Source organism: Paenarthrobacter sp. CAP02, from assembly GCF_040137855.1.
Lineage (GTDB): Bacteria > Actinomycetota > Actinomycetes > Actinomycetales > Micrococcaceae > Arthrobacter.
The window spans coordinates 498,094-519,485 of record NZ_JBEEII010000002.1; the positions used below are offsets into that span (position 1 = coordinate 498,094).

Sequence of the window (21,392 nt, forward strand, 5' to 3'; positions counted from 1 at the left end):
TCCGGCCCCTTACTTGAGCTCTGCCCGGCGCTTGACGATGAGGTTGACGATGGTGGCCAGCAGCAGCATCAAGCCCAGGAAGAACTTGAACCAGTCCGGATTCCATTGTGCGTACACGATGCCCTTGTTGGCCATGCCAAAGATAAAGGCGCCGATAGCACCACCCACTGCCGAGCCGTAGCCGCCGGTCAGGAGGCAGCCACCGATGACGGCCGCGATGATGTAAAGGAATTCGTTGCCCACTCCTTCGCCGGACTGTACGGCGTCGAAGGCGAACAGGTTGTGCATACCCAGAATCCAGCCGCAGAAGCCCACGGCCATGAAGAGGCCGATCTTGGTCTTTGTTACCGGAACACCCACGGCGCGGGCGGCGTTTGCATCGCCGCCTACGGCGAAGATCCAGTTCCCGATCCGGGTGCGCAGCAGGATCCACGAGGCCACGGCAACCAGGACGATCCAGAAGAAGACCGTGATCTTGACCTCCACCCCGCCGATGCTGACGGAGGACGCGAAGACCGCACGTGCTGATTCGAAGCCGTCCAGCTTGGAGATCGACGGCGAGGATACGCTGCCGCCGATGAGGCGGGTGAGTGCCAGGTTGAGGCCGGTAAGCATCAGGAATGTGGCCAGGGTGACGATGAAGCTGGGCAGTTTGGTTTTGACGAGGATCCAGCCGTTGATGAAACCGATGCCCAGGGAGACCACCAAGGCCAGCCCCACGCCGACCCAGGCGTTCAGGGAGAAGTTCCAGCTGAACAGCGACGCAGTGAGTGCGGAGGAGATCACGGCAACACCTGTGGAGAGGTCGAACTCCCCACCGATCATCAGCAGGGACACGCCTACCGCCATGATTCCGATGGTCGATGAGCCGTAGAGCACGGTAGCAAGTGCGTTGGGTTGGGTGAACGTCTGCGAAACGGACGCGAAGAAAATGAAGAGGACCACCGCGCCCACCAACGCTCCAACTTCGGGCCTTGCGAGGAACTTCTGGAGGGGGCTGCGCCGCCCGATCCGTTCATCGCCGGGGGCCGTAGCCGGCGCCGGCGGCAGGGTTGCTGTGTTTGCCATAGGGGAGGACTCCTTGTTGGTCAGGCTGCGCGGCAGGGAGCCGCCGCGCAGCCTGGTTCCTGGATCTAGCGGACGCCCTGCTGGGCGAACTTGAGGACATCGGATGCGTTGGTCTTGTCCACGATGGTTGGGCCGGTGAGGACGGGCTGGCCGCCACCGATCTTGAAGCCACCGCGCTTGGCCTGCCACAGGGAGTCAACGGACATGTAGCCCTGGAGCCACGGCTGCTGATCGACCGTGAAGATCACGGCGCCGTCCACGATCTTCTGGGCAAGGTCGGCGTTGAGGTCAAAGCTGGCAACCTTCGACGAGCTGCCGGCGTCAGTGACGGACTTCAGCAGGGTCAGGGTGATCGGAGCGCCGAGGCCGATGATGACGTCGGCGTCCTTGGCGGCCTGGAGCTTTGCCGTGGCGGTGGACTGGACCGCAGTCATGTCCTTGCCGTCCACGTACAGGATTTCGGTTGCGGGCACCTTGGCCTTCACACCGGCGCAACGGGCTTCAAGGCCGACGTGGCCCTGCTGCTGGATCACGCAGACGGGGTGCTTGTACCCCTCGGAGGCGAGCCTGGTGCCGACTGCTTCGCCGGCAAGTTGCTCGTTGGAACCGAAGTGGGTGAAGGCACCCAACTGCTTGGAGACTGATTCGCCGGCGTTGAGGCTGACCACCGGGATGCCCGCGTCGGTGGCCTTCTTGAGGACATCCTTCAGCGCGTCCGGGGTTGCCAGGGTGACGGCGATGCCATCCACCTTCTGGTCAATGGCCTGCTGGACCAGCTGCGCCTGGCGACCGGCCTCAGGGTCGCTGGTGTAGAGGAGTTCAACGTTGTCTTTCGCCGATGCTTCCTCGGCACCCTTGCGGACGATGTCCCAGAACGTGTCGCCGGCAGCGGCGTGCGTAATCAGCGCTACCTTGATCCGGTCAGTGGATGCCACCTGGCCAGCGGCTGCGGCGCCGCCGTTATCGGCCGGCTTGCCGCCCTGGCTTGAACAGGCGCTCAGTGCCACCAGGGGAACCACTGCTGCGACGACCGCCGCTTTGCGCCATGAGAATTTTGCCACCGTTATCTCCTTTGATGTCAGCTTCAGGTTTGCAGGACTCGTATCCGGAACACCTGCTACTCAGATCATGGTGACTGACCTCACACTTTGTCAATAGTTTGTCCTGACATTAGGATGTTTTAACGTAATATGGCTGTCGTGAAGGCCGACCCGGCCCCTTCCTTGACGGCCCTACCGCGGCTGCTATCATCAGAAAAAGGCAGTATGTCCTATCAAGAGAACATGAGCGGACATACGCTACCATCCGGCAGAGGAGCCGCAGACCCGCTCCCCCGGCCGGCCTTCAGCAGGCGTCTAGGAGAATCCAGTGGCGAACCAACTCAGTCTCAGCATCGATCGTTCGTCCCCCGTACCGCTTTACCATCAGGTGGTCCAAGGAATCGAGGCCGCCATCCACAGCGGCATCCTGGAACCCGGAAGCCGCTTGGACAACGAAATCGACCTCGCGGCACAGCTGAACCTATCCCGCCCCACCATGCGCAAAGCCATGGATGAACTGGTCCGGGCCGGGCTCCTGGTCCGGAAGCGTGGCGTAGGAACGCAGGTGGTTTCAAGCCAGGTCCGCCGGCCCCTGGAACTCTCCAGCCTCTATGACGACCTCAGCAACAACGGCAAAAAGCCCACCACGGACGTCCTGAGCTTCTCGCACATCGAAGCCGACGCGGCAACGCTGACCGCCCTGCAACTGCCGGCCGGTTCCAAGGTCTACCACTTCACCCGCCTGCGCAAAGTAGGTGGCAAGCCCCTGGCGCTCATGGAGAACTGGGTCCGCGACGACATCACCAGCATGGACGAGGCACAGCTTGCCAAGGAAGGCCTCTACGCGATCCTGCGCCGCGGCGGGGTCAACTTCCGGCTGGCCTCGCAACGGATCGGCGCGATGATCGCCAACGACTACCAGGCTCCCCTCCTCGAAGCCGAGGTGGGATCGGCGCTGGTCACCATGGAACGCACCGCGGTGGATGACACCGGACGCATGGTGGAAACCGGCCATCACGTCTACCGCGCAGACTCCTACAGCTTTGAAATGACACTCGTACAGCGCTAAACAAGGACACACACATGACCAACTGGGTATACCCGCTGGGAACAGCCACTGACGGTAAATGGGACATCTCCCTGGGAACCTCTGACTCCACCCTGGCCGTAGACGGCTGGGCCCACACGGGACTGAAGGTCGCGACGCTCGCCGCAGGTGCCGCCGTCGAGCTTCCCGCGGCTCCGGAGGAGCGCATCGTGGTGCCGCTGAGCGGATCCTTCACCGTAACGGTCGACGACGGCGAGTACAGCCTCGCGGGACGGCAGTCGGTTTTCCACGGGCCAAGTGACGTCCTGTACACGGGGATCGACAAGGCCGTCAGCATCAGCTCGAACGACGGCGGCAGGGTGGCCATTGCGACGGCGCCCGCCAAAGCCGGCTATCCCACCCGCCTGATCACGGCCAAGGAAACCCCGGTGGAGCTCCGCGGAGCAGGAAACTGCTCACGCCAGGTCCACAACTTTGGCACGCCGGCTGCGCTGGAAGCCGATCGGTTCATCGTGTGCGAGGTCATCACCCCCGCCGGTAACTGGTCCTCCTACCCTCCCCACAAGCACGATGAGGAGAAGGACGGCGAGACCAGCCTTGAGGAGATCTACTACTTTGAGACCCGCGTTGCCCCGGGGTCCCCTGTACCAGAGGACACGGATCCGATCGGCTACGCGCGCGTCTACGCCTCCGACGAGCGTCCCATCGACGTCTCTGCCGAGGTGCGCACCGGCGACGTCGTGCTGGTCCCGTATGGTTGGCACGGACCGGCCATGGCCGCCCCAGGCTACGACCTGTATTACCTGAACGTCATGGCGGGCCCCGGCCGCGTACGTGACTGGCTCATCAGCGACGACCCCCACCACGGCTGGATCCGCCAAACGTGGGAAGGCCAGGACACCGATCCGCGGCTCCCGTTCGGCGCGTAACCCACACAAAGAAGGCCGCCTGGATGTTCCAGGCGGCCTTCGCTGTATGCTTCTGAAGCCTTGCGCTAGGGTCGCGAACCGGCCTTGAAGAACTCTTCCAGTTCCTCAAGGCTCTTCCCCTTGGTTTCGGGCATGGCGCGTTTCACCCAGCCGATGGCCACCAGTTGGAGCGCAACGAACACCAGGAACGTCGCCGAGACGCCCATCCAGGCAACCATTTGCGGGAAAAAGAAGCCCACCAGGAAGTTGAACATCCAGAGCACGAAGACGCAGATACCCATTCCCACCCCACGCACGTGCAGCGGGAAGATCTCTGCCAGGGTCAACCAGGTGACCGTACCAATGCACGACTGCATGGAGGCCAGGAAGGTCACCATGAACAGCAGGACAAGGTACCCGCGCAGGGTTCCCTCCGGAACCGCGACGGAGATGATCGAAATGGCTGTGAGCGACACCGCGGTACCGGATAGCCCGGCAATGAGCATCGCCTTCCGGGGAAGCCTGGTCATCAACGACATACCCACGATCACGGCAACCACGGAAGTCACACCGTTGACCACATTTGCCAGGAGCGCGCCCTGGTCGCCGAAACCGGAGGACGACAGGATGGACGTGCCGTAGTACATGATGGCGTTGACGCCGCTGATCTGGTTGATGATGGCAAGGCCCAGTCCCACCACGAAGATCCTGCGGATCCACGGCACGGTCAGGTCCTTGAAGGTGCCCATCCGGGACTGGTAGTCCTCGCGCGCGGCGCGCTGGACGTCGTCGAACTCAGCCGATACGTCACCGGCGGCGCGGGTCCGCCGCAGGACGTCCATCACCTCGCTGAACCGGCCCGACGACGCCAGCCAGCGGGGACTCTCAGGCAGTACGAGCATCCCCATCCACAGGATGACGGCGGGCAAGGTAGCGATGACCAGCATCCAGCGCCACACGTGCATCTCTTCAGGGAACAGGTTCCCGAGCACCGCGTTGAACGTGAAAGCCAGGAACTGGCCCGTCACAATCATGAGTTCGTTTTGGGTGACGATCCTGCCTCTTTGAGCCGCAGGTGACATTTCGGCCAGGTAGACCGGCACGATCACCGAGGCACCGCCGACGGCGAGACCCAGGACAGTCCTGGCCAGCACCAGCAGCTCCGTGGTTGGCGCAAGGGAGCAGGCGACGGTGGCCACGGCGAAGATGACGGCCAGGCCCATGATGGTCCTGCGGCGGCCAAAGCGGTCGGACAAACGTCCGGCGCTGATGGCACCGAACGCCGCACCGAAGAGCAACATCGAAGTGACGAGGCCCTCGGTCAACGGCGTCAAGCCAAGGTCTTTCTGCATGAACGGCAAGGCACCATTGATCACACCGGTGTCATAGCCGAACAGCAGTCCGCCGAACGTGGAGAACAGCGCCACCTTGCGAAGGAACTTTTTGGGGTTGGCCGGCTTGCCGGTTTTCTTTGGGGTTACGGGGAGCGTACCAACCGTCATTTTGTCCTGGCGACGTAGTCGATCATTGTCTTGAGCTGGTACCGGGAGACGTCCTCGGCATTCTCGTCCTCCGCGAACACGGAAGAGACCATGACGGTGTTTTCCTTGTCCAGGAACCCGATTTCCTTCAGCCCGCCAAAGAACTCATCCCAGTTCACGTCCCCGTCGCCAATCTTCAGGTGCTGGTGGACGCGAACCGCGTTGCCCGGCGGATTGGTGATGTACCGCAAGCCGTGGGACGCGTGATGGTTCATGGTGTCGGAGACGTGGACCAGCCGCAGCTTGTCGCCTGCGGCCCGCATGATTTCCAGCGGCTTGTTGCCCATGTGGAAGGTGTGCGATGCCACGTACACCATGCCGATGTTGGGCGAGTTGATGCCGCGGATGACGCGCAGGGCGGCGAGGCCGTCCTCCACGAAGTCGTCCGGGTGCGGATCTATCAGGACGTCCATGCCCTCGCGCTCGATGATCGGCAGCAGTTCCTCCATGGAACGGTAGAACGCACGCTCGGACTCTTCTGCCTTCTCCGGGCGGCCGCTGAACTCTGTGTTCATGGTCTGAACGCCGAGGTCCACTGCGATCTGGATAGCCCGCTTCCAGTACCGGACGGCTGCCTCGCGTGCGTCTTCATCCGGGCCGGACCAGCGGAGGACAGGCAGGACAGAGGCGATCTCTACGCCGGCATCCTTGCACGCAGCTTTCAGCTTGCCTACCAGCTCGTCGTCGGCCTTGGGATGGTTGTAGAACGGGATGAGGTCCGCATGCGGGGTCATCTGCAGGTATTTGTAACCAAGGTCTGCCGCTACCCGGGGGAATTCGAGCAGGCCGTGGCTGTGGTGGAACGGTGTGGGGTCAAGGGCGATTTTCATGCTCAGTCCCCTACTTGTACAGGTCCGGCTTGGTGTTCAACTGGACCTTGACCTTTTCGCCCGACTTCTGCGCTTCGACACCAGCCTCGCAGCATGCTGCCGTGGCATAGCCGTCCCAAGCGGTAGGTCCGCCGATTTCGCCGCGGAGGGCGGCGTCCGCCCAAGCCTGCACCTCGACGTCGTACGCTGCTCCGAATCGTTCCTCAAAGCCTGGGGTGACATTGCCGCCCCACTTACCGGCTGCCTGGACGTAGGGGCCGTTGTCCCCGCCGATGCTCACGATGCCATCCTCGAAGGACGCCTGCGTGGCCACCTGGTAGCCGAACTTGGCGTTGACGTAGATTTCGACGTCGGCCAGCACACCGGATTCGGTTTCGAGCAGAACATGCTGGGGGTCGTGCTGGCCGTTGGGTGCGCTGCGGGTCGGTTTGCCCAGACGGACCTGGACGGAGGTGATTTCCTCACCGGTGAAGTAGCGGATGGCGTCGAACTCATGCACGACGGAGTCGTTGATCAGCATCTCGTTGGTGAAGCCCTCAGGCGTGGTGGGGTTGCGGTGCTGGTGGTGCAGCATCAACAACTCCCCCAATTCGCTGTTGCGGATGATGGCGCCCAGTGCCGAGTACTCGGCGTCGAAGCGGCGCATGAAGCCCACTTGGATGCGCTTGTGGCCCAGAGCCTGCTCAGCCTGGACAACTTTCCAGGCGCTTTCGGCGTCGGGGGTCAGCGGCTTCTCGCATAGGATCGGGAAATCCTTCTCCAATGCCTTGTACAGGATTTCCTCGTGGAGGAAGCCCGGAGTGGCGATCAGCACGGCATTCACGTCGCCATTGTTGAGCGCTTCGTCTGCGCTGGCGAGTGCCACGGCGCCGTCGATACCCTCGATGGCGGCCTGGGCCCTGGCGAGGTCGACGTCGACGACGGCGGCCACTTCAGCGCCGTGGATGCGGGTGCTGAGGCGCTTGATGTGGTCCGCACCCATGCGGCCTGCGCCGATGACGGCAACGCGGAGAGTCTTTGTCACTGTATCTGTCCTTCGTGAAGTTCTTCTGGGGTGCTACTGGACGCGGGTACGGGAACCGCAGGAAAGCAGGTAGTTGCGGGTGCGCTTGGCGATGGGCATCGGCACATCGAACGCTACCGGGTACATGTCCTGCTCCACGATGCCGAAGATGGGCCGGTTGAGCGCTTCGACTGCTTCGATGACTGCGCGCAGGTCCGGGAGGCCGTTCGGCGGCTCGGTCATGACGCCGGCCAGGTTGGCAGCCGCCCAGGTCATGTTCTTCTCGTTGACTTCGGCCAGGACCTGAGGGTTGATCTGCTTGAGGTGCAGGTAGCCGATGCGGTCCGGGTAGTTCTTGATTAGTTCCAGGCTGGAAGCTCCGCAGTATTCCGCGTGTCCTGTGTCCAGGCAGAGGTTCAAGTACTGCGGATCCGTGGCGGCCAGCAGGGTTTCGATGTCCTTTTGCGCGCCCACATGTGAATCCGCGTGGGAGTGGAACTGCTGGTGCAGGCCGAAGTCCTCCAGGAGGACTTTGCCCATCCGGTTGTGGCCGGCGAAGAGGTCCGCCCACTGCTCGTCCGTGAGTTCGCCGTTCTCCACAGCTTCGCCGGTGACGTCGTCGCGCCACATGGCGGGGATGACCACGATGTGTTCTCCACCCATGGCTGCGGTCAGTTCCGCGACCTTGCGGGCCGGCTCCCACGCTTCATCGTACTGGCCGGCACCGCGGTGGAAGGCCGTGAAGACGGTTCCTGCGGTGACCTGGAGGTCGCGCTGCTTGAGTTCTTCAGCCAAGCGTGTGGGGTCGTTCGGCAGGTAGCCGTACGGGCCAAGTTCGATCCACTTGTAGCCGGATTCGGCAACCTCATCCAGGAATCGTTCCCAGGGGGTCTGCTGGGGGTCATCCGCAAACCAGACTCCCCAGGAGTCCGGTGCGGTGCCAATGATGAGCTTGTTCTCGACGTCGGTCATGACAGCGTTGTCTTCCTTTGCGGCGGTGGGGACTTAGTTGGAGGGGAAGTTGTAGGAAGCGCCGGAGGCGTGGGTGGGTTCGGGCCAGCGGGACGTGATGACCTTGCCGCGGGTGTAGAAGGAGACGCCTTCGGGGCCGTAGATGTGCTTGTCGCCGAAGAGGGAATTCTTCCAGCCGCCGAAGGAGTGGTAGGCCACCGGCACGGGCAACGGGACGTTGATACCAACCATGCCCACGGTGACGGAGCGCTGGAACTTCCGCGCTGCTGCGCCGTTGGAGGTGAAGATGGCGGTGCCGTTGCCGTACGGGTTGGAGTTGATCAGGTTGATGCCGTCCTCGAGGGTATCGACGCGTACTACCACCAGGACGGGTCCGAAGATTTCCTCGGTATAGGCGGTCATCTCGGTTTTGACGTGGTCGATCACGGTGGGACCTACCCAGAAGCCGTCTTCGTGGCCCGGGACCACGAGGTCGCGGCCGTCCACTACCATCGCTGCACCGGCCTGCTCGGCTTCGGTGACGATCTTGACGATGCGTTCCTTGGAGGCCGGGGTGATGACCGGACCCATTTCAGCGTCGGGCTCGGTGCCGTTGTTGACCTTCACGGCCAGAGCCCGTTCTTCGACCTTTTTCACGATCAGGTCCGCGGCGTCCCCAACGGCGACGGCCACCGAGATGGCCATGCAACGTTCCCCTGCGGAGCCGAACGCGGCGGCGGCGAGGTGGTCGGCGGCGTTGTCCAGGTCAGCGTCCGGGAGCACGATTGCGTGGTTCTTTGCCCCACCCAATGCCTGGACGCGTTTGCCGTGCTTGGTGGCGGTTTCGTGGACGTACTGGGCGATCGGGGTGGAACCAACGAAGCTGATGCCATCCACGTCCGGGTGCGTCAACAGGCCGTCGACGGTCTCCTTGCCACCGTGCAGGACCTGGAACACGCCATCGGGCAGGCCGGCCTGCTTCCAGAGCTTGGCCAGGAGCATCGAAGCGGACGGGTCGCGCTCGGACGGCTTGAGGATAAAGGCGTTGCCGGTGGCGATGGCCATCGGCGCCATCCACAACGGAACCATGACCGGGAAGTTGAACGGCGTGATGCCGGCAACTACGCCCAGGGGTTCGCGGAAAGAGAAGACGTCGATCCCGGTGGACACCTGGTCCGAGTAGTCACCCTTGAGCAGGGTGGGGATACCGCAGGCGAACTCGATGACTTCGAGCCCGCGGCCGATTTCGCCCTTGGCATCGGAAAGCACCTTGCCGTGCTCGGCAGTGATGAGCTCTGCCAGCTCGTCCACGTGGGCTGCGACGAGTTCACGGAACTTGAACAAGACGGCGGTGCGCTTGGCCAGGGAAATGTCACCCCAGGTATCGGCTGCCTTGCGGGCCGCTGCGACCGTGGTGTTCAGGTCCGCCTCGTTGGCCAGGCGCAATTCAGCGGTGACCTGGCCGGTGGCCGGGTTGTACACCGGCTGGGTACGGTCGCCCTCGCCCGTGGTTTCAGCGCCGTTGATGAAGTGGTGGATGGTGGTCAGTGTGGTCGTCGTCGACATGTGCGGACTTCCTTGTGGTCTGTGGGATCTGTGTGTCTGGGATTCAGCCGAGCAGCTTGCGCTGGCGGCTCTTGTGGTCTGTGTACGTCTTGTAGGCCTGCTGGGTGGATTCCAGCTCGGAGACTGCCGAGACGGGGACGTCCCACCAGGACTCGGAGCTCGGGGCGTCCAACAAGGGATCGGACTCGACGTGGATCACGATCGGACCGGTCTCCGGAGCTGCCTTGGCTTCCTTGATCGCCGCACCGAGGGCTTCGATGACGTTGTCGCCCGGTTCGATGCGGATGACTTTCGCGCCCAGTGACTCGGCGTTCGTGGCGAGGTCGATGGGCAGGTGCTCCCCGGCGTCGAAGCTGTGCTGCTCCTTGTCCAGAACCCGGTACTGGGTACCAAAGCGCTGGGAACCGAGGGACTCGGACAGCGAACCGATGGACGCGTAGCCGTGGTTCTGGATGAGGACCACGATCAGTTTGATGCGTTCGGCGACGGCGGTAACCAGTTCGGTGTGCATCATCAGGTAGGAGCCGTCCCCCACCATGACCACCACATCCCTGTCGGGGCCACCGGCTGCCGCTTCGGCCAGCGCTGCTCGTTTGACGCCGAGGCCGCCGGGGATTTCGTAGCCCATGCAGGAGTACGCGTATTCCACGTGGTAGCCGAACGGGTCCCGGACGCGCCACATCTTATGCAGGTCACCGGGCAGCGACCCCGCGGCACAGATGACAACGTCGTGGTCGTCCATGGCCTTGTTGGTGGCGCCGATGATTTCGTTCTGGGCAGGCAACGGCGTGTAGCGGGTTTCGAAGGCTTCGTCCACGATCGCGTTCCAGCGTTTCTTCTCCGCCGCAACCTTCTCTTCCAAGTCCGCACCCACGCGGTAACCGCCCAAGGCCTGGTTGAGCTTCACCAGCGCCTTGCGGGCATCGGCGACGATCGGCAGCGTCGTGCCGTGCTTGTAGGCATCGATCGGCGCGACGTTGATGTTCACGAACTTTACGTCCGGGTTCTGGAACGCCGTACGGGATGCGGTGGTGAAGTCCTCGTAGCGCGTGCCGATCCCGATGATCAGGTCCGCTTCGGCAGCGATGGCGTTGGCCGCCGTCGTACCGGTTGAGCCGATGGCACCGAGGGAGAACTTGTGGTCCCAGGGCAGGACGCCGACGCCGGCCTGGGTGTTGCCCACCGGGATTCCCGTCAGCTCAGCGAACTTGGAAAGTTCGTCATTTGCGTAGGCGTACAGGACACCGCCGCCGGCAATGATCAGTGGGCGTTTCGCGGCGCGGATGGCCTCCACGGCACGGCGGATGTGATCGTCCTCCGCCTCGGGACGGCGGATCCGCCACTCACGTTCGGACAGGAACTCTTCGGGAACATCGAAAGCTTCGGCCTGGACGTCCTGCGGCAGGGAAATCGTCACCGCGCCCGTTTCGGCCGGATCAGTCAGGACCCGGAGGCCGTGGTGGAACGCGGAGAACAGCTGCTCCGGCCGGGAGACCCGGTCAAAGAACTTCGACAACGGCCGGAACGCGTCGTTCACCGTGATGTCGTAGGCGTACGGCAACTCCAACTGCTGCAGGACGGGGTCCGCAGCCCGTGTTGCAAAGGTGTCGCTGGGCAGCAACAGCACAGGCAAACGGTTGGTGGTGGCCAGCGCCGCGCCGGTCAGCAGGTTCGATGAGCCAGGACCAATGGAGGTGCTGATCGCGAACGTCTGGCGACGACGGGCGTGACGGGCGTAGCCCACGGCCTGGTGGACCTGGGCCTGCTCGTTGCGGCCCTGGTAGTAGGGCATGATCGCGGGATCCGCGGCCTGGTACTGCTTCAGGGCCTGGCCCACGCCGGCGACATTGCCGTGGCCGAAGATCCCGAACGTCCCCGGAATCAAGCGCTCACGGAACTGAACACCATCAACAGAGTCAACGGTGTACTGCTTGGACAGGAACTCCACCACGGCTTGCGCCACGGTCATCCGACGGGTTGCTGTTCCCACTGGTCTTACTCCGATACTTTCACTGGAATGCGGTCTGAGGAGGCATGGCCGTTTGCGTTGGCGGCGGCAGCGGGCGCCGGGGCGTTCAGCAGCGAGGCGGCCGTGGCTACGGCACCTGCCACGTCGCCGTCGTGCGGGTACAACAGCGTGCGCCCCACAGTGAGGCCCTGGACTCCGGGCAGTGCAAGGGCCGCCTGCCAGGAAGCGAAAACTTCATCCTGGCTGCCGTCCGGGTCCCCGCCCAAAAGAACGGTGGGCAAGGTGGTGGAGGCCATGACGCGCTCCATGTCCTTCACCACCGGAAGCTTCATCCAGGTGTAGGCGCTGGTGGATCCGAGACCTTCGGCGATGCCTACCGACTTGATCACGGCGTCCGCGCGGAGGTCGTTGCGGACCTTGCCGTTGGCGTCGCGGATGGAAAGGAACGGCTCCACCATGGCGATGAGTTTGCGCTCGGCCAGCGAATCAATGGCTTTGGCGGTGGCCTCAAGGGTGGCAACCGTATCCGGGTCGCCCAGGCAGATGCGGGTGAGCATCTTGCCGCCGTCAGCGCCCAGCGCCTCCAAGGCAGCTGCCGTGTGGCCGGTGAAGCGGTCGTCGAACTCGTTGACCAGGCCGGCCAGGCCGCCGCGATTCATGGAACCGAACACCAGCTTGCCTTCCAGGGCACCCAGGAGAAGGAGGTCATCCATGATGTCCGGTGACGCGAGGATCCCGTCCACGGCCGGGTTGGCCAGGGCGATCTGCAAGCGGTCAAGCAGGTCGCGCCGGTCAGCCATGGCCATCGGCTCGGAACCTACTGACAGGGCTCCCCGGGCAGGGTGGTCCGCTGCGACGATGAAGCTCTGCTGGCCGTACTTCAAGCCCGGATGCCGACGGCGGGTGGCAGCTGCGCGGGCGACGGCGTCCGGATCTTCGAGCCGGATCCGGCTCAGGTGCTCATAGCGGCGGGGATCATCGTTGGGGCTCAACGCACGGCTCCTTCGGTAAGGGTGGCACCCGGAATGGGGCGGCCGCGTTCGGCGAGCAGCGAGGTGACCTCGTCCGGCGTCGGCATCGCATCCGCGCACGAAACGCGGGAGGCGACGATCGCGCCCGAGGCGTTTGCGTAGTCCAGGACTTCGGACAAGGGCCAGCCGGACAGCAGGCCGTGGCAGAACGCGCCCCCGAAGGAGTCGCCGGCACCCAGGCCGTTGACGGTTTCCACCGGGACCGGCGCTGAGACCACACGCTCGCTGCGGGTCTTGGCCATCACGCCTTCAGCGCCAAGCTTCACGACGGCGATCTCGACACCGGCTGCCAACAGACGGTCCGCCTGCTCGTCGGGCGTCCCCTCGCCAACGGCTACGGCACATTCCTTGTCGTTGCCGATTGCCACCGTGGCGTACGGGAGGATCTTCGCGACCTCTCCACGCGCCTCTTCCTCGGAGTTCCAGAACATCGGCCGGTAGTCCAGGTCCAGGATGGTGAACTGGCCTTCCTTCAGGCTGGTCCGGGGGCGGGCCTGGTGTGCTGCGAGGTGTGCACTGCGGCTGGGCTCCTGGCACAGGCCGGTCACCGTGGACCAGAAAATCCTGGCTTCGCGGATCGCGTCCAGGTCGAGCTCTTCGGCCTGGATCTGCAGGTCCGGGGCCGTGGGAAAGCGGCCGTAGAAGTAGAGCGGGAATTCGTCTGTTGCGGGCTTGATGGCGCAGAACGTCACCGCCGTGGGGTATTGGGTCACGGGTGAAACGAACGAGTCATCCACGTTGAATTTGCGCAGTTCCCGGTGGAGGTATGTGCCGAATGCGTCGTCGCCGGTCCGCGTGATCACGCCAGTGCGACGTCCGTGCCGGGCAGCCGCCACAGCCACGTTGGAGGGCGAACCTCCGAGGTACTTGCCGAAGGACGTCACGTCCTCCAGGTCCACTCCGATGTCGTTCGGGTAGATATCAACGCTGATGCGCCCGATTGTGAGCAGTTCGTGGGTCACGATGATCGTTGACCTTTCTCTTGTGAACTCTGAACCTCTGAGCGCTGGGCCCCGATGCCTTGCCACCCCTCAGTGAGCGGGGCCACATGACTACTTTGCACCAGATTTCATGTCCTGTCAAAGGTTTGTACTGACATATTTACAACATGACACAGACTGCTTTTACTTGCGCGGAACGGCCAGTTCTCCGGTGACATACTGGCTGCGCCCGAAGCCGAAGGACCAGTCCCCCGCAGTGTTTTCGACGTAGCCCACAAAGACGTCCTCGCCACGGACCCCCACTGCCGCCAAGCGGCCCGCAATGGCTTCAAAGAGGGAGCTCTTGGCCATCTGGCTCCGACCTTCCTGGGTAAAGATCTGGATCATCACCACACCAGCAGTCCGCTCAAAGCCAAGCCCTGCATCCTGCGCCACGATCTGCCCCTGCGGATGCTCAGTGAGGATGTGGAAGTAGTCGCGCTCCGGAATTCCGTACTCACCCAGAATTGCGTCGTGGATGGCTCGGCTGAGAGCTGTCAACTCCTCCGCGGAGCGGCCCTGGTTCACGTCGATTCGCACAAGTGGCATTGCATTCCCTTCGAATAGTTTGTCCTAACATACTAACAAACTACTTCGAGCCTGGATACAGCAAAGGCCCGCCCGGGTACATTCGGACGGACCCCTGCCCCACTCTGCGAGGCCCACTCTGCGCCTCAAAACACCCGAAAAGCGCGCTCAACGGGCCCCACAACGGGCGCACCCACATTGCGAGGCCCACTCTGCGCCTCAAAACAACCGAATTGCGCGCTCAACAGGCCCCACAACAGGCCAATCCACATTGCGAGGCCCACTCTGCGCCAGAAATCCTCAGCAGGGCCCACAACGCCAGGGTTCCCTGGCCGAGCTTGCGAGGTTAGGGGGCGGTGGGGATGCTCAACGGGCCCCACAACGGGCGCACCCACTTTGCGAGGCCCACTCTGCGCCTCAGAACACCCGAAAAGCGCGCTCAACAGGCCCCACAACGGGCGCTTAAAGTACGACGGCGGCCCGTCACCTTTCCATCCGGAAGGTGACGGGCCGCCGTCGTCAGTCAGTCGTGAAGGCTAGAGCGTGGCGAAAACTTCGCGCAGCAGCTTGGCGGTCTCGGACGGCGTCTTGCCGACCTTCACGCCAGCAGCTTCGAGGGCTTCCTTCTTTGCCTGGGCGGTGCCTGCAGAGCCGGAAACGATGGCGCCTGCGTGGCCCATGGTCTTGCCCTCAGGAGCCGTGAAGCCAGCCACGTAGCCGACAACCGGCTTGGTGACGTTGGCCTTGATGAAGTCGGCTGCGCGCTCTTCAGCGTCGCCGCCGATTTCACCGATCATGACGATTGCCTTGGTCTCGGGGTCAGCCTCGAACGCAGCCAGGGCGTCGATGTGCGTGGTGCCGATGATGGGGTCGCCACCGATGCCGATAGCGGTGGAGAAGCCGAGGTCGCGGAGTTCGTACATCATCTGGTAGGTCAAGGTACCGGACTTGGAGACCAGGCCGATAGGGCCCTTGCCCGTGATGTTCGCCGGGGTGATGCCAACCAGTGCTTCACCGGGGGTGATGATGCCGGGGCAGTTCGGTCCGATGATGCGGGTAACCTGCTTGCCGTCAGCGTCCACCTTGGACTGGGCCAGGGCCCAGAATTCGGCGGAGTCCTGGACCGGAACACCTTCGGTGATGACAACAACGAGGCCGATGCCGGCTTCGATGGCTTCAACCACTGCGTCCTTGGTGAATGCCGGCGGTACGAAGACGATGGAAACGTCCGCGCCGGTTTCAGCCATGGCTTCCTTGACGGTGCCGAAGACGTTGATTTCCTTGTCGCCGTGCAGGACCGTGGTGCCGGCCTTGCGGGCGTTGACGCCACCAACAATGTTGGTGCCGGCTTTGAGCATCAGTGCGGTGTGCTTGGTGCCCTCGCCGCCGGTGATGCCCTGAACGATGACCTTGGAGTCTTTGTTGAGGTAGATAGACATTCTCGGGTCCCTTACTTAGCTGCGTTGGCGAGCTCGGCGGCCTTGTCGGCGCCCTCGTCCATGGTGGCGGCCAGGGTAACCAGCGGGTGGTTGGCCTCGGTCAGGATGCGGCGGCCTTCCTCGACGTTGTTGCCGTCGAGGCGAACTACCAGCGGCTTGTTCGCGGAGGTACCGAGCTCGGCCAGTGCACCAACGATGCCCTTGGCAACAGCGTCACAAGCGGTGATGCCGCCGAAGACGTTCACGAACACGCTCTTGACCTGGGAGTCGCCCAGGATGACGTCCAGGCCATTGGCCATGACCTCGGCAGAAGCTCCACCGCCGATGTCCAGGAAGTTTGCCGGCTTCACGTTGCCGTGGTTTTCGCCTGCGTAAGCAACGACGTCCAGGGTGGACATCACAAGACCGGCGCCGTTGCCGATGATGCCTACTTCGCCGTCGAGCTTGACGTAGTTGAGGTCCTGCGCCTTTGCCTTGGCCTCCAGCGGGTCAGCTGCGTCCTTGTCTTCCAGCGTGGCGTGGTGCACGTGGCGGAAGCCAGCGTTCTCGTCCAAGGAGACCTTGCCGTCAAGGGCAACGATGTCGCCAGCGCCGGTACGGACCAACGGGTTGACCTCAACCAGGGTTGCGTCTTCCTTCTTGAAGACGTCCCAGAGCTTCAGAATGACATCGGCCACTTTGCCGCGCAGTTCTTCAGCGAAACCTGCTTCGGCGACGATTTCGTCGGCCTTTGCCTGGTCGATGCCTACAGCAGGGTCGATCGCGATCTTGGCAAGTGCCTCGGGACGCTCGACAGCAAGCTGCTCGATTTCCATGCCGCCCTCAACCGAGCACATGGCCAGGTAGTTGCGGTTGGCCCGGTCCAGGAGGACCGAGAAGTAGAATTCCTCGGCGATGTCAGCACCCTGCGCGATCATCACCTTGTTGACGGTGTGGCCCTTGATGTCCATGCCCAGGATGTTGGTGGCGTGCTCAAGCGCCTCTTCGGCAGTCTTGGCAACCTTGACGCCGCCAGCCTTGCCGCGGCCACCAACCTTAACCTGTGCCTTGACGACAGTTACGCCGCCGATCTTCTCGGCAGCTGCCTTTGCTTCTTCAGGAGTGTGCGCCACGATGCCGGCGAGCACGGGTACACCGTGCGCTTCGAACATATCGCGCGCCTGATATTCAAACAGGTCCACGGTTTAGTGTCCTTCTACGTCGAAGTAGTTTTCTGTTCAGCCGGGAACCGCGATGACCGCGATAGCCAGCTGCGGAGAGTACGCGGTCAACAACCGGATTGAAGCCGGTCACATTGCGTAAGGTCCTCTCGGAACTTTAGCCCTTTAGGGAGTCCCGCCAGCTACACACTACCCGTTAAGTGAGTAACCTTACACTTCTATCGGATGTAGAAAAACCGCATAAAGTAGCGGTTTTTGGGCTGGCTGGGGCCAGCTACGGCGTGTGTTTCAGGGTCCCGCGGACCGTTTTGCCGCCGTCGGAAATCAGCTGGTACCCATCCCTGGTTACGAAGAACGCCACGCCCCCGGAGACGTTTCCGCAGGCGACCCCGCTGTTGTAGGCCGAGCACCGAAGACCGTTGCGCTCGATATTTTGCCCGTCAGCCAGTTCGCGCAGCTTGGAAATGGGTCCGTTGCGGCTTCCTTTGGGACCGAACTCGGACTCCATTTGTGTTACGCCGGAACGGCACGCGCCATAGACCGCCTTGTCCGGGGACAGCAGCACTGTCCCGCCAAGGTAGCCCAGGCCGGTCCCGGCGCAGTCGTCGGCGATGTCCGCAACATCAGGCTTGCCGTATTTGGCCAACTCACAATGCACCACCGGGACTACGGCGAACTTGTTGTTCGCCGCGTCCGAGTAGGTATTGGGCTCATAGGGCAGGTTGAGGTGCCCGCCGCGGGAGGATGTCATGGCACAGACGATGTTCCGGTCAGCGGTGACGAAGGCGGTCACGTCCTCGCCCGCGGACAAGGTGGTCTGCTCCGTGACCGGGACCTGCTGGAGCTGCTCCAGCGGCGGCAACGGAGCCGGCGGAACGTAGTCCGGGTCCTTGGTGGCAAAGGAACAGCCCGAGGCCAGAACCACCATCAAAGCGGCAAGAATCCCCCATACAGTCCGTCGCATGCCACCTATTATGCCGTGCAGGCCCTAGGCGTCGATTTTGGTCAGGGGCGCGTAACGCAACAGCAGGCGCTTCTCGCCGACGTCGAACTTCACCTTGGCAACGGTCTTGTCCCCCGCGCCCTCAACACCGAGAACCACGCCGTTGCCGAAGCTTGTGTGGTTGACCTTGTCCCCCACCACCACGGAAATGACTTCCTTCTGTGGCTGCACCCGGTTGCGGGCGACGGCGGCAGGGACGTCGGCGTCGAAACCTGCGGTGGGGCTGGCTGCGGCTCCCCGGGAAGTGCCCGCGCCCCAGAACGAACCACCGTAACGGTTGGAGCCGATAGGGGCGCTTCCCCAGCCACCGGCCTGGCGGCTCATCCCTTCACGCTTCCACTCCACCAGCTCGGAGGGAATCTCCTCGAGGAACTGGCTGGCAGGGTTGTACTGGCTCTGGCCCCACATGCTCCGGACCTCGGAGCGCGTGACGTAGAGCCGCTTGCGGGCACGCGTCAGTCCGACGTATGCCAGGCGGCGTTCTTCGGCCAGTTCCTTGGGATCGGTGGCCGAGCGCTGGTGCGGGAAGATCCCGTGTTCCATGCCTGTCAGGAACACCACCGGGAATTCCAGTCCCTTGGCCGTATGCAACGTCATCAGCGTCACCACGCCCATGCGCTTGGCCTCTGCCACTGCGGCGTCGATGTCTGCGCCCGGGGCATCCGGGATCTGGTCGGCATCGGCCACCAGGGAGACCTGTTCGAGGAACTCGCCGAGTGTGCCTTCGGGGTTGTCGCGTTCGTATTCACGGACCACGGCCACCAGCTCAGCAAGGTTTTCCACCCGGGACTCATCCTGGGGGTCGTTGCTTGCTCGCAGGCCGGCGAGGTAACCGGTCTGTTCCAGCACCGCTTCCAGGGCTGCCGCAGCACCCGAGCCCGAGGCAACTTCGGCGAGGTCATCCAGCAGTTTCACGAATCCGAGCACCGCGTTCACCGAGCGCGTGGCCATTCCCGGAGCTTGGTCCGCCCGGCGTGCGGCCGCCATGAAGGACGTCCGTTCCCGCTCCGCCAAAGCCGCAACAGCGCCCTCCGCACGGTCACCGATCCCCCGCTTGGGTTCGTTCAGTACGCGGCGGAGGTTGACGTCGTCGTCCGGGTTCACCAGGACGCGCAGGTAAGCCAGGGCGTCCTTGATTTCCTTGCGCTCATAGAAGCGCGTGCCGCCCACAACCTTGTACGGCAGGCCCACTCTGACCAGGACGTCTTCGATGGACCGTGACTGTGCGTTGGTCCGGTAGAAGATGGCGACGTCGCCCGGGCGCAGCCCGTCCTCGTCCTGCAGGCGGTCGATTTCCTTGGCTATGAACTGGGCTTCGTCGTGCTCGTTCTCGCCCACGTAGCCAACGATCTTTTCGCCGTCGCCCTCCGCAGTCCACAAGCGCTTCTCCTGGCGGTTGGGGTTGCGTGAGATCACCGAGTTGGCGGCGCTGAGGATGTTCTGGGTGGAGCGGTAGTTCTGTTCAAGCTTGATGGTCCGGGCATTGGGGTAGTCCGCTTCGAATTCCACGATGTTGCGGATGTCCGCGCCACGGAAGGCGTAGATGGACTGATCGGAATCGCCCACTACAGTCAGTTCGCTCGGTTCAACCCCGCTATCGCTTCCCAGGCCCACAATCTCCCGGACCAGCGCGTACTGGGCGTGGTTGGTGTCCTGGTACTCGTCCACCAGTACGTGCCGGAAACGCCGCCGGTAGGACTCTGCGAGCGCCGGGAAGGCCCGGAACATGTAGACGGTCTCGGCAATGAGGTCGTCGAAGTCCATGGCGTTGGCCTGGCGCAGCCTTTGGGCGTAGCCCTTGAAGACCTCTGCCACGGCCTGCTCAAAGGGGTCGTTGTGGTTGGCCGAGGAAATGAAGGAGTCGGCGTCGATCAGCTCATTTTTCAGGGCCGAGATCTTGTGTTGGATGGCTTTTGGCGGGAACTTCTTGGGATCCAGGTCCAGGTTCTTGGACACCAGTGTGATCAGGCGCAGCGAATCCGCGGAGTCGTAGATGGAGAAGTTCGAGTTGAGGCCGACGTTCGCGGCTTCCCTGCGCAGGATGCGCACGCAGGAGGAGTGGAACGTGGAGATCCACATGGCCTTGGCACGGGCACCTACCAATGCCTCGATGCGTTCCCGCATTTCTGCTGCGGCTTTGTTGGTGAACGTGATGGCCAGGATCTCGCCGTGGTGGGCGCGCTTAGTGGCGATGAGGTAGGCGATGCGGTTACTCAGGACGCGGGTCTTGCCCGAACCGGCGCCGGCGACGATCAGCAAGGGGCTCCCGGCGTGCTTGACCGCTTCTTCCTGCTGCGGGTTCAACCCTTGAAGGAGCGCATTCGCGGACGGCAGGCCGGACGCACCGCTGTTGCTCCACCCTCCCGAGGCAGGCCCGTCGGAAGAGCCCGATGAGCCGCCGTTGCCCTCCTGCAGTCGGGCGCCACCCAGGCCTCCACCGGAGCCGGAAAGCTCCGGGGCAGCCTTGGCTGCGGCTTTGGTGCCTGCTTTGAAGGGGCCATCTGCGTAGGGGTCGAACAACATATCCATGGTGCCTACCAGTCTAGGCGGTGCCCCTGACAGTCAGCCGCGCGTTGTCCACACACCCTGGTTCCAGGCCTTCGAACACTAGTGGTCCGGGTCCTCCACCAGCCAGCCTCCTGCAACCAGCCTGTCCCTGAGTGCGAGCCTGGTCAGTGGTTCGGGACCGTCCTGGAACTTGCGTCGCACCGAAGCCAGGTGCTTCTTCACCCCATCGACGGAGATCCCCAGGACGTTGGCCGTCTCGGCAAGGGTTCCCGCGGTTCCGCCCAGATAGAGGGACACCACCTGGTGTTCCCGGGCCGACAACACCGGCCCGGACCGTTCGGAATCCAGTGCCGCCGCGACTTCCGCCGTAATGTAAGGCTCTCCCAGCGCTGCGTTGCGGATCGCACTTTCCACCACCCCGGCCGCCACGGTCTTGGGAATGTACGCCAGGGCGCCCGCCGCTATGGCCTGCCTCATGACAGCTGGATCCAGGACTGAGCTGCAGACCACCACTTGGGGTCCGGCGGACAGGATTGCCTGGATTTTTGCGCGCAGCGGCACATGGTCGCCCAGCAGGACGTCCAGGACCACGACATCCGAGAGGGCTCCGATGTGGGCGGCAGCTTCGGCCCAGGAAGCGAACTTTCCCACAACCCGGATCCCTGGGGCATTGGCTTGGATCCACTGGGCGAGGCCCTCCCGCAGGACCGCGTGGTCTTCGACGATGTCCACTTCGATGGTGGGTCGGGATAGTGGGTAGCGCAGCATTTCAGACCTCCCCACATATGATTCTGCCTAAGTCGTCACCATATTAGGTGA

18 protein-coding genes are annotated in these 21,392 nt (G+C 63.3%); 2 read left to right on the forward strand and 16 right to left on the reverse strand.

Annotated features, from left to right (window positions below; genetic code table 11):
• Nucleotides 1-9: 9 nt before the first annotated feature.
• On the reverse strand, nt 10-1,068 hold the full coding sequence (locus tag ABHM97_RS05145; protein WP_211712910.1) for an ABC transporter permease: 1,059 nt from the start codon (nt 1,066-1,068) through the stop codon (nt 10-12).
• 65 nt (nt 1,069-1,133) lie between these two features.
• The gene (locus ABHM97_RS05150; RefSeq protein ID WP_211712909.1) at nt 1,134-2,129 is read right to left on the reverse strand and encodes a substrate-binding domain-containing protein; all 996 of its coding nucleotides are present in this window, start codon (nt 2,127-2,129) and stop codon (nt 1,134-1,136) included.
• A gap of 307 nt (nt 2,130-2,436) precedes the next feature.
• Here ABHM97_RS05150 and ABHM97_RS05155 point away from each other — a divergent pair, with 307 nt between their 5' ends.
• Entirely contained in the window at nt 2,437-3,177 is a 741-nt protein-coding gene (locus tag ABHM97_RS05155) for a GntR family transcriptional regulator (protein WP_235519041.1), read from the forward strand.
• 14 nt (nt 3,178-3,191) lie between these two features.
• Nucleotides 3,192-4,085 (forward strand): 5-deoxy-glucuronate isomerase, encoded by an 894-nt coding sequence (gene iolB / locus ABHM97_RS05160; RefSeq protein ID WP_349469855.1) that lies wholly within the window; start codon nt 3,192-3,194, stop codon nt 4,083-4,085.
• Nucleotides 4,086-4,150: 65 nt separating this feature from the next.
• On the opposite strand, the gene ABHM97_RS05165 is transcribed toward iolB, so the two are convergent.
• The 14 genes from ABHM97_RS05165 to ABHM97_RS05230 form a co-directional block, all read right to left on the reverse strand.
• Nucleotides 4,151-5,566 carry a sugar porter family MFS transporter gene (locus ABHM97_RS05165; RefSeq protein ID WP_235519039.1) on the reverse strand — a complete coding sequence of 472 codons (1,416 nt, stop codon included), beginning with the start codon at nt 5,564-5,566 and terminating at the stop codon, nt 4,151-4,153.
• A complete protein-coding gene (locus ABHM97_RS05170; RefSeq protein WP_235519038.1) occupies nt 5,563-6,435 on the reverse strand; it encodes a sugar phosphate isomerase/epimerase family protein in 873 nt (290 codons plus the stop codon). The genes ABHM97_RS05165 and ABHM97_RS05170 overlap by 4 nt, the downstream gene beginning before the upstream one ends.
• A gap of 10 nt (nt 6,436-6,445) precedes the next feature.
• Nucleotides 6,446-7,459: a Gfo/Idh/MocA family protein gene (locus ABHM97_RS05175; protein WP_235519037.1), complete on the reverse strand. Its 1,014-nt coding sequence runs from the start codon at nt 7,457-7,459 to the stop codon at nt 6,446-6,448.
• 33 nt (nt 7,460-7,492) lie between these two features.
• On the reverse strand, nt 7,493-8,410 hold the full coding sequence (locus ABHM97_RS05180; RefSeq protein WP_235519036.1) for a sugar phosphate isomerase/epimerase family protein: 918 nt from the start codon (nt 8,408-8,410) through the stop codon (nt 7,493-7,495).
• Nucleotides 8,411-8,443: 33 nt separating this feature from the next.
• Nucleotides 8,444-9,955 (reverse strand): CoA-acylating methylmalonate-semialdehyde dehydrogenase, encoded by a 1,512-nt coding sequence (locus ABHM97_RS05185; protein WP_257368879.1) that lies wholly within the window; start codon nt 9,953-9,955, stop codon nt 8,444-8,446.
• Nucleotides 9,956-9,998: 43 nt separating this feature from the next.
• The gene (iolD, locus tag ABHM97_RS05190; RefSeq protein WP_349469906.1) at nt 9,999-11,924 is read right to left on the reverse strand and encodes a 3D-(3,5/4)-trihydroxycyclohexane-1,2-dione acylhydrolase (decyclizing); all 1,926 of its coding nucleotides are present in this window, start codon (nt 11,922-11,924) and stop codon (nt 9,999-10,001) included.
• Nucleotides 11,925-11,950: 26 nt separating this feature from the next.
• Nucleotides 11,951-12,916, reverse strand: a complete 966-nt coding sequence (locus ABHM97_RS05195) for a Cgl0159 family (beta/alpha)8-fold protein (RefSeq protein ID WP_235519031.1) — start codon at nt 12,914-12,916, stop codon at nt 11,951-11,953.
• Nucleotides 12,913-13,917 carry a 5-dehydro-2-deoxygluconokinase gene (gene iolC / locus ABHM97_RS05200; RefSeq protein WP_349469856.1) on the reverse strand — a complete coding sequence of 335 codons (1,005 nt, stop codon included), beginning with the start codon at nt 13,915-13,917 and terminating at the stop codon, nt 12,913-12,915. Before iolC ends, ABHM97_RS05195 begins: the two co-directional genes overlap by 4 nt.
• A gap of 162 nt (nt 13,918-14,079) precedes the next feature.
• Nucleotides 14,080-14,484 (reverse strand): tautomerase family protein, encoded by a 405-nt coding sequence (locus ABHM97_RS05205; RefSeq protein WP_235519028.1) that lies wholly within the window; start codon nt 14,482-14,484, stop codon nt 14,080-14,082.
• 515 nt (nt 14,485-14,999) lie between these two features.
• A complete protein-coding gene (gene sucD, locus ABHM97_RS05210; protein WP_235519026.1) occupies nt 15,000-15,902 on the reverse strand; it encodes a succinate--CoA ligase subunit alpha in 903 nt (300 codons plus the stop codon).
• Nucleotides 15,903-15,913: 11 nt separating this feature from the next.
• The gene (gene sucC, locus ABHM97_RS05215) at nt 15,914-17,083 is read right to left on the reverse strand and encodes an ADP-forming succinate--CoA ligase subunit beta (protein WP_257368882.1); all 1,170 of its coding nucleotides are present in this window, start codon (nt 17,081-17,083) and stop codon (nt 15,914-15,916) included.
• 253 nt (nt 17,084-17,336) lie between these two features.
• On the reverse strand, nt 17,337-18,026 hold the full coding sequence (locus ABHM97_RS05220; protein WP_257368883.1) for a hypothetical protein: 690 nt from the start codon (nt 18,024-18,026) through the stop codon (nt 17,337-17,339).
• Between the two features lie 24 nt (nt 18,027-18,050).
• Nucleotides 18,051-20,594, reverse strand: coding sequence for a DNA helicase PcrA (pcrA, locus tag ABHM97_RS05225; RefSeq protein ID WP_349469857.1), 2,544 nt, complete (start codon nt 20,592-20,594; stop codon nt 18,051-18,053).
• Between the two features lie 78 nt (nt 20,595-20,672).
• Entirely contained in the window at nt 20,673-21,341 is a 669-nt protein-coding gene (locus ABHM97_RS05230; protein ID WP_349469858.1) for a response regulator, read from the reverse strand.
• Nucleotides 21,342-21,392 lie beyond the last annotated feature (51 nt).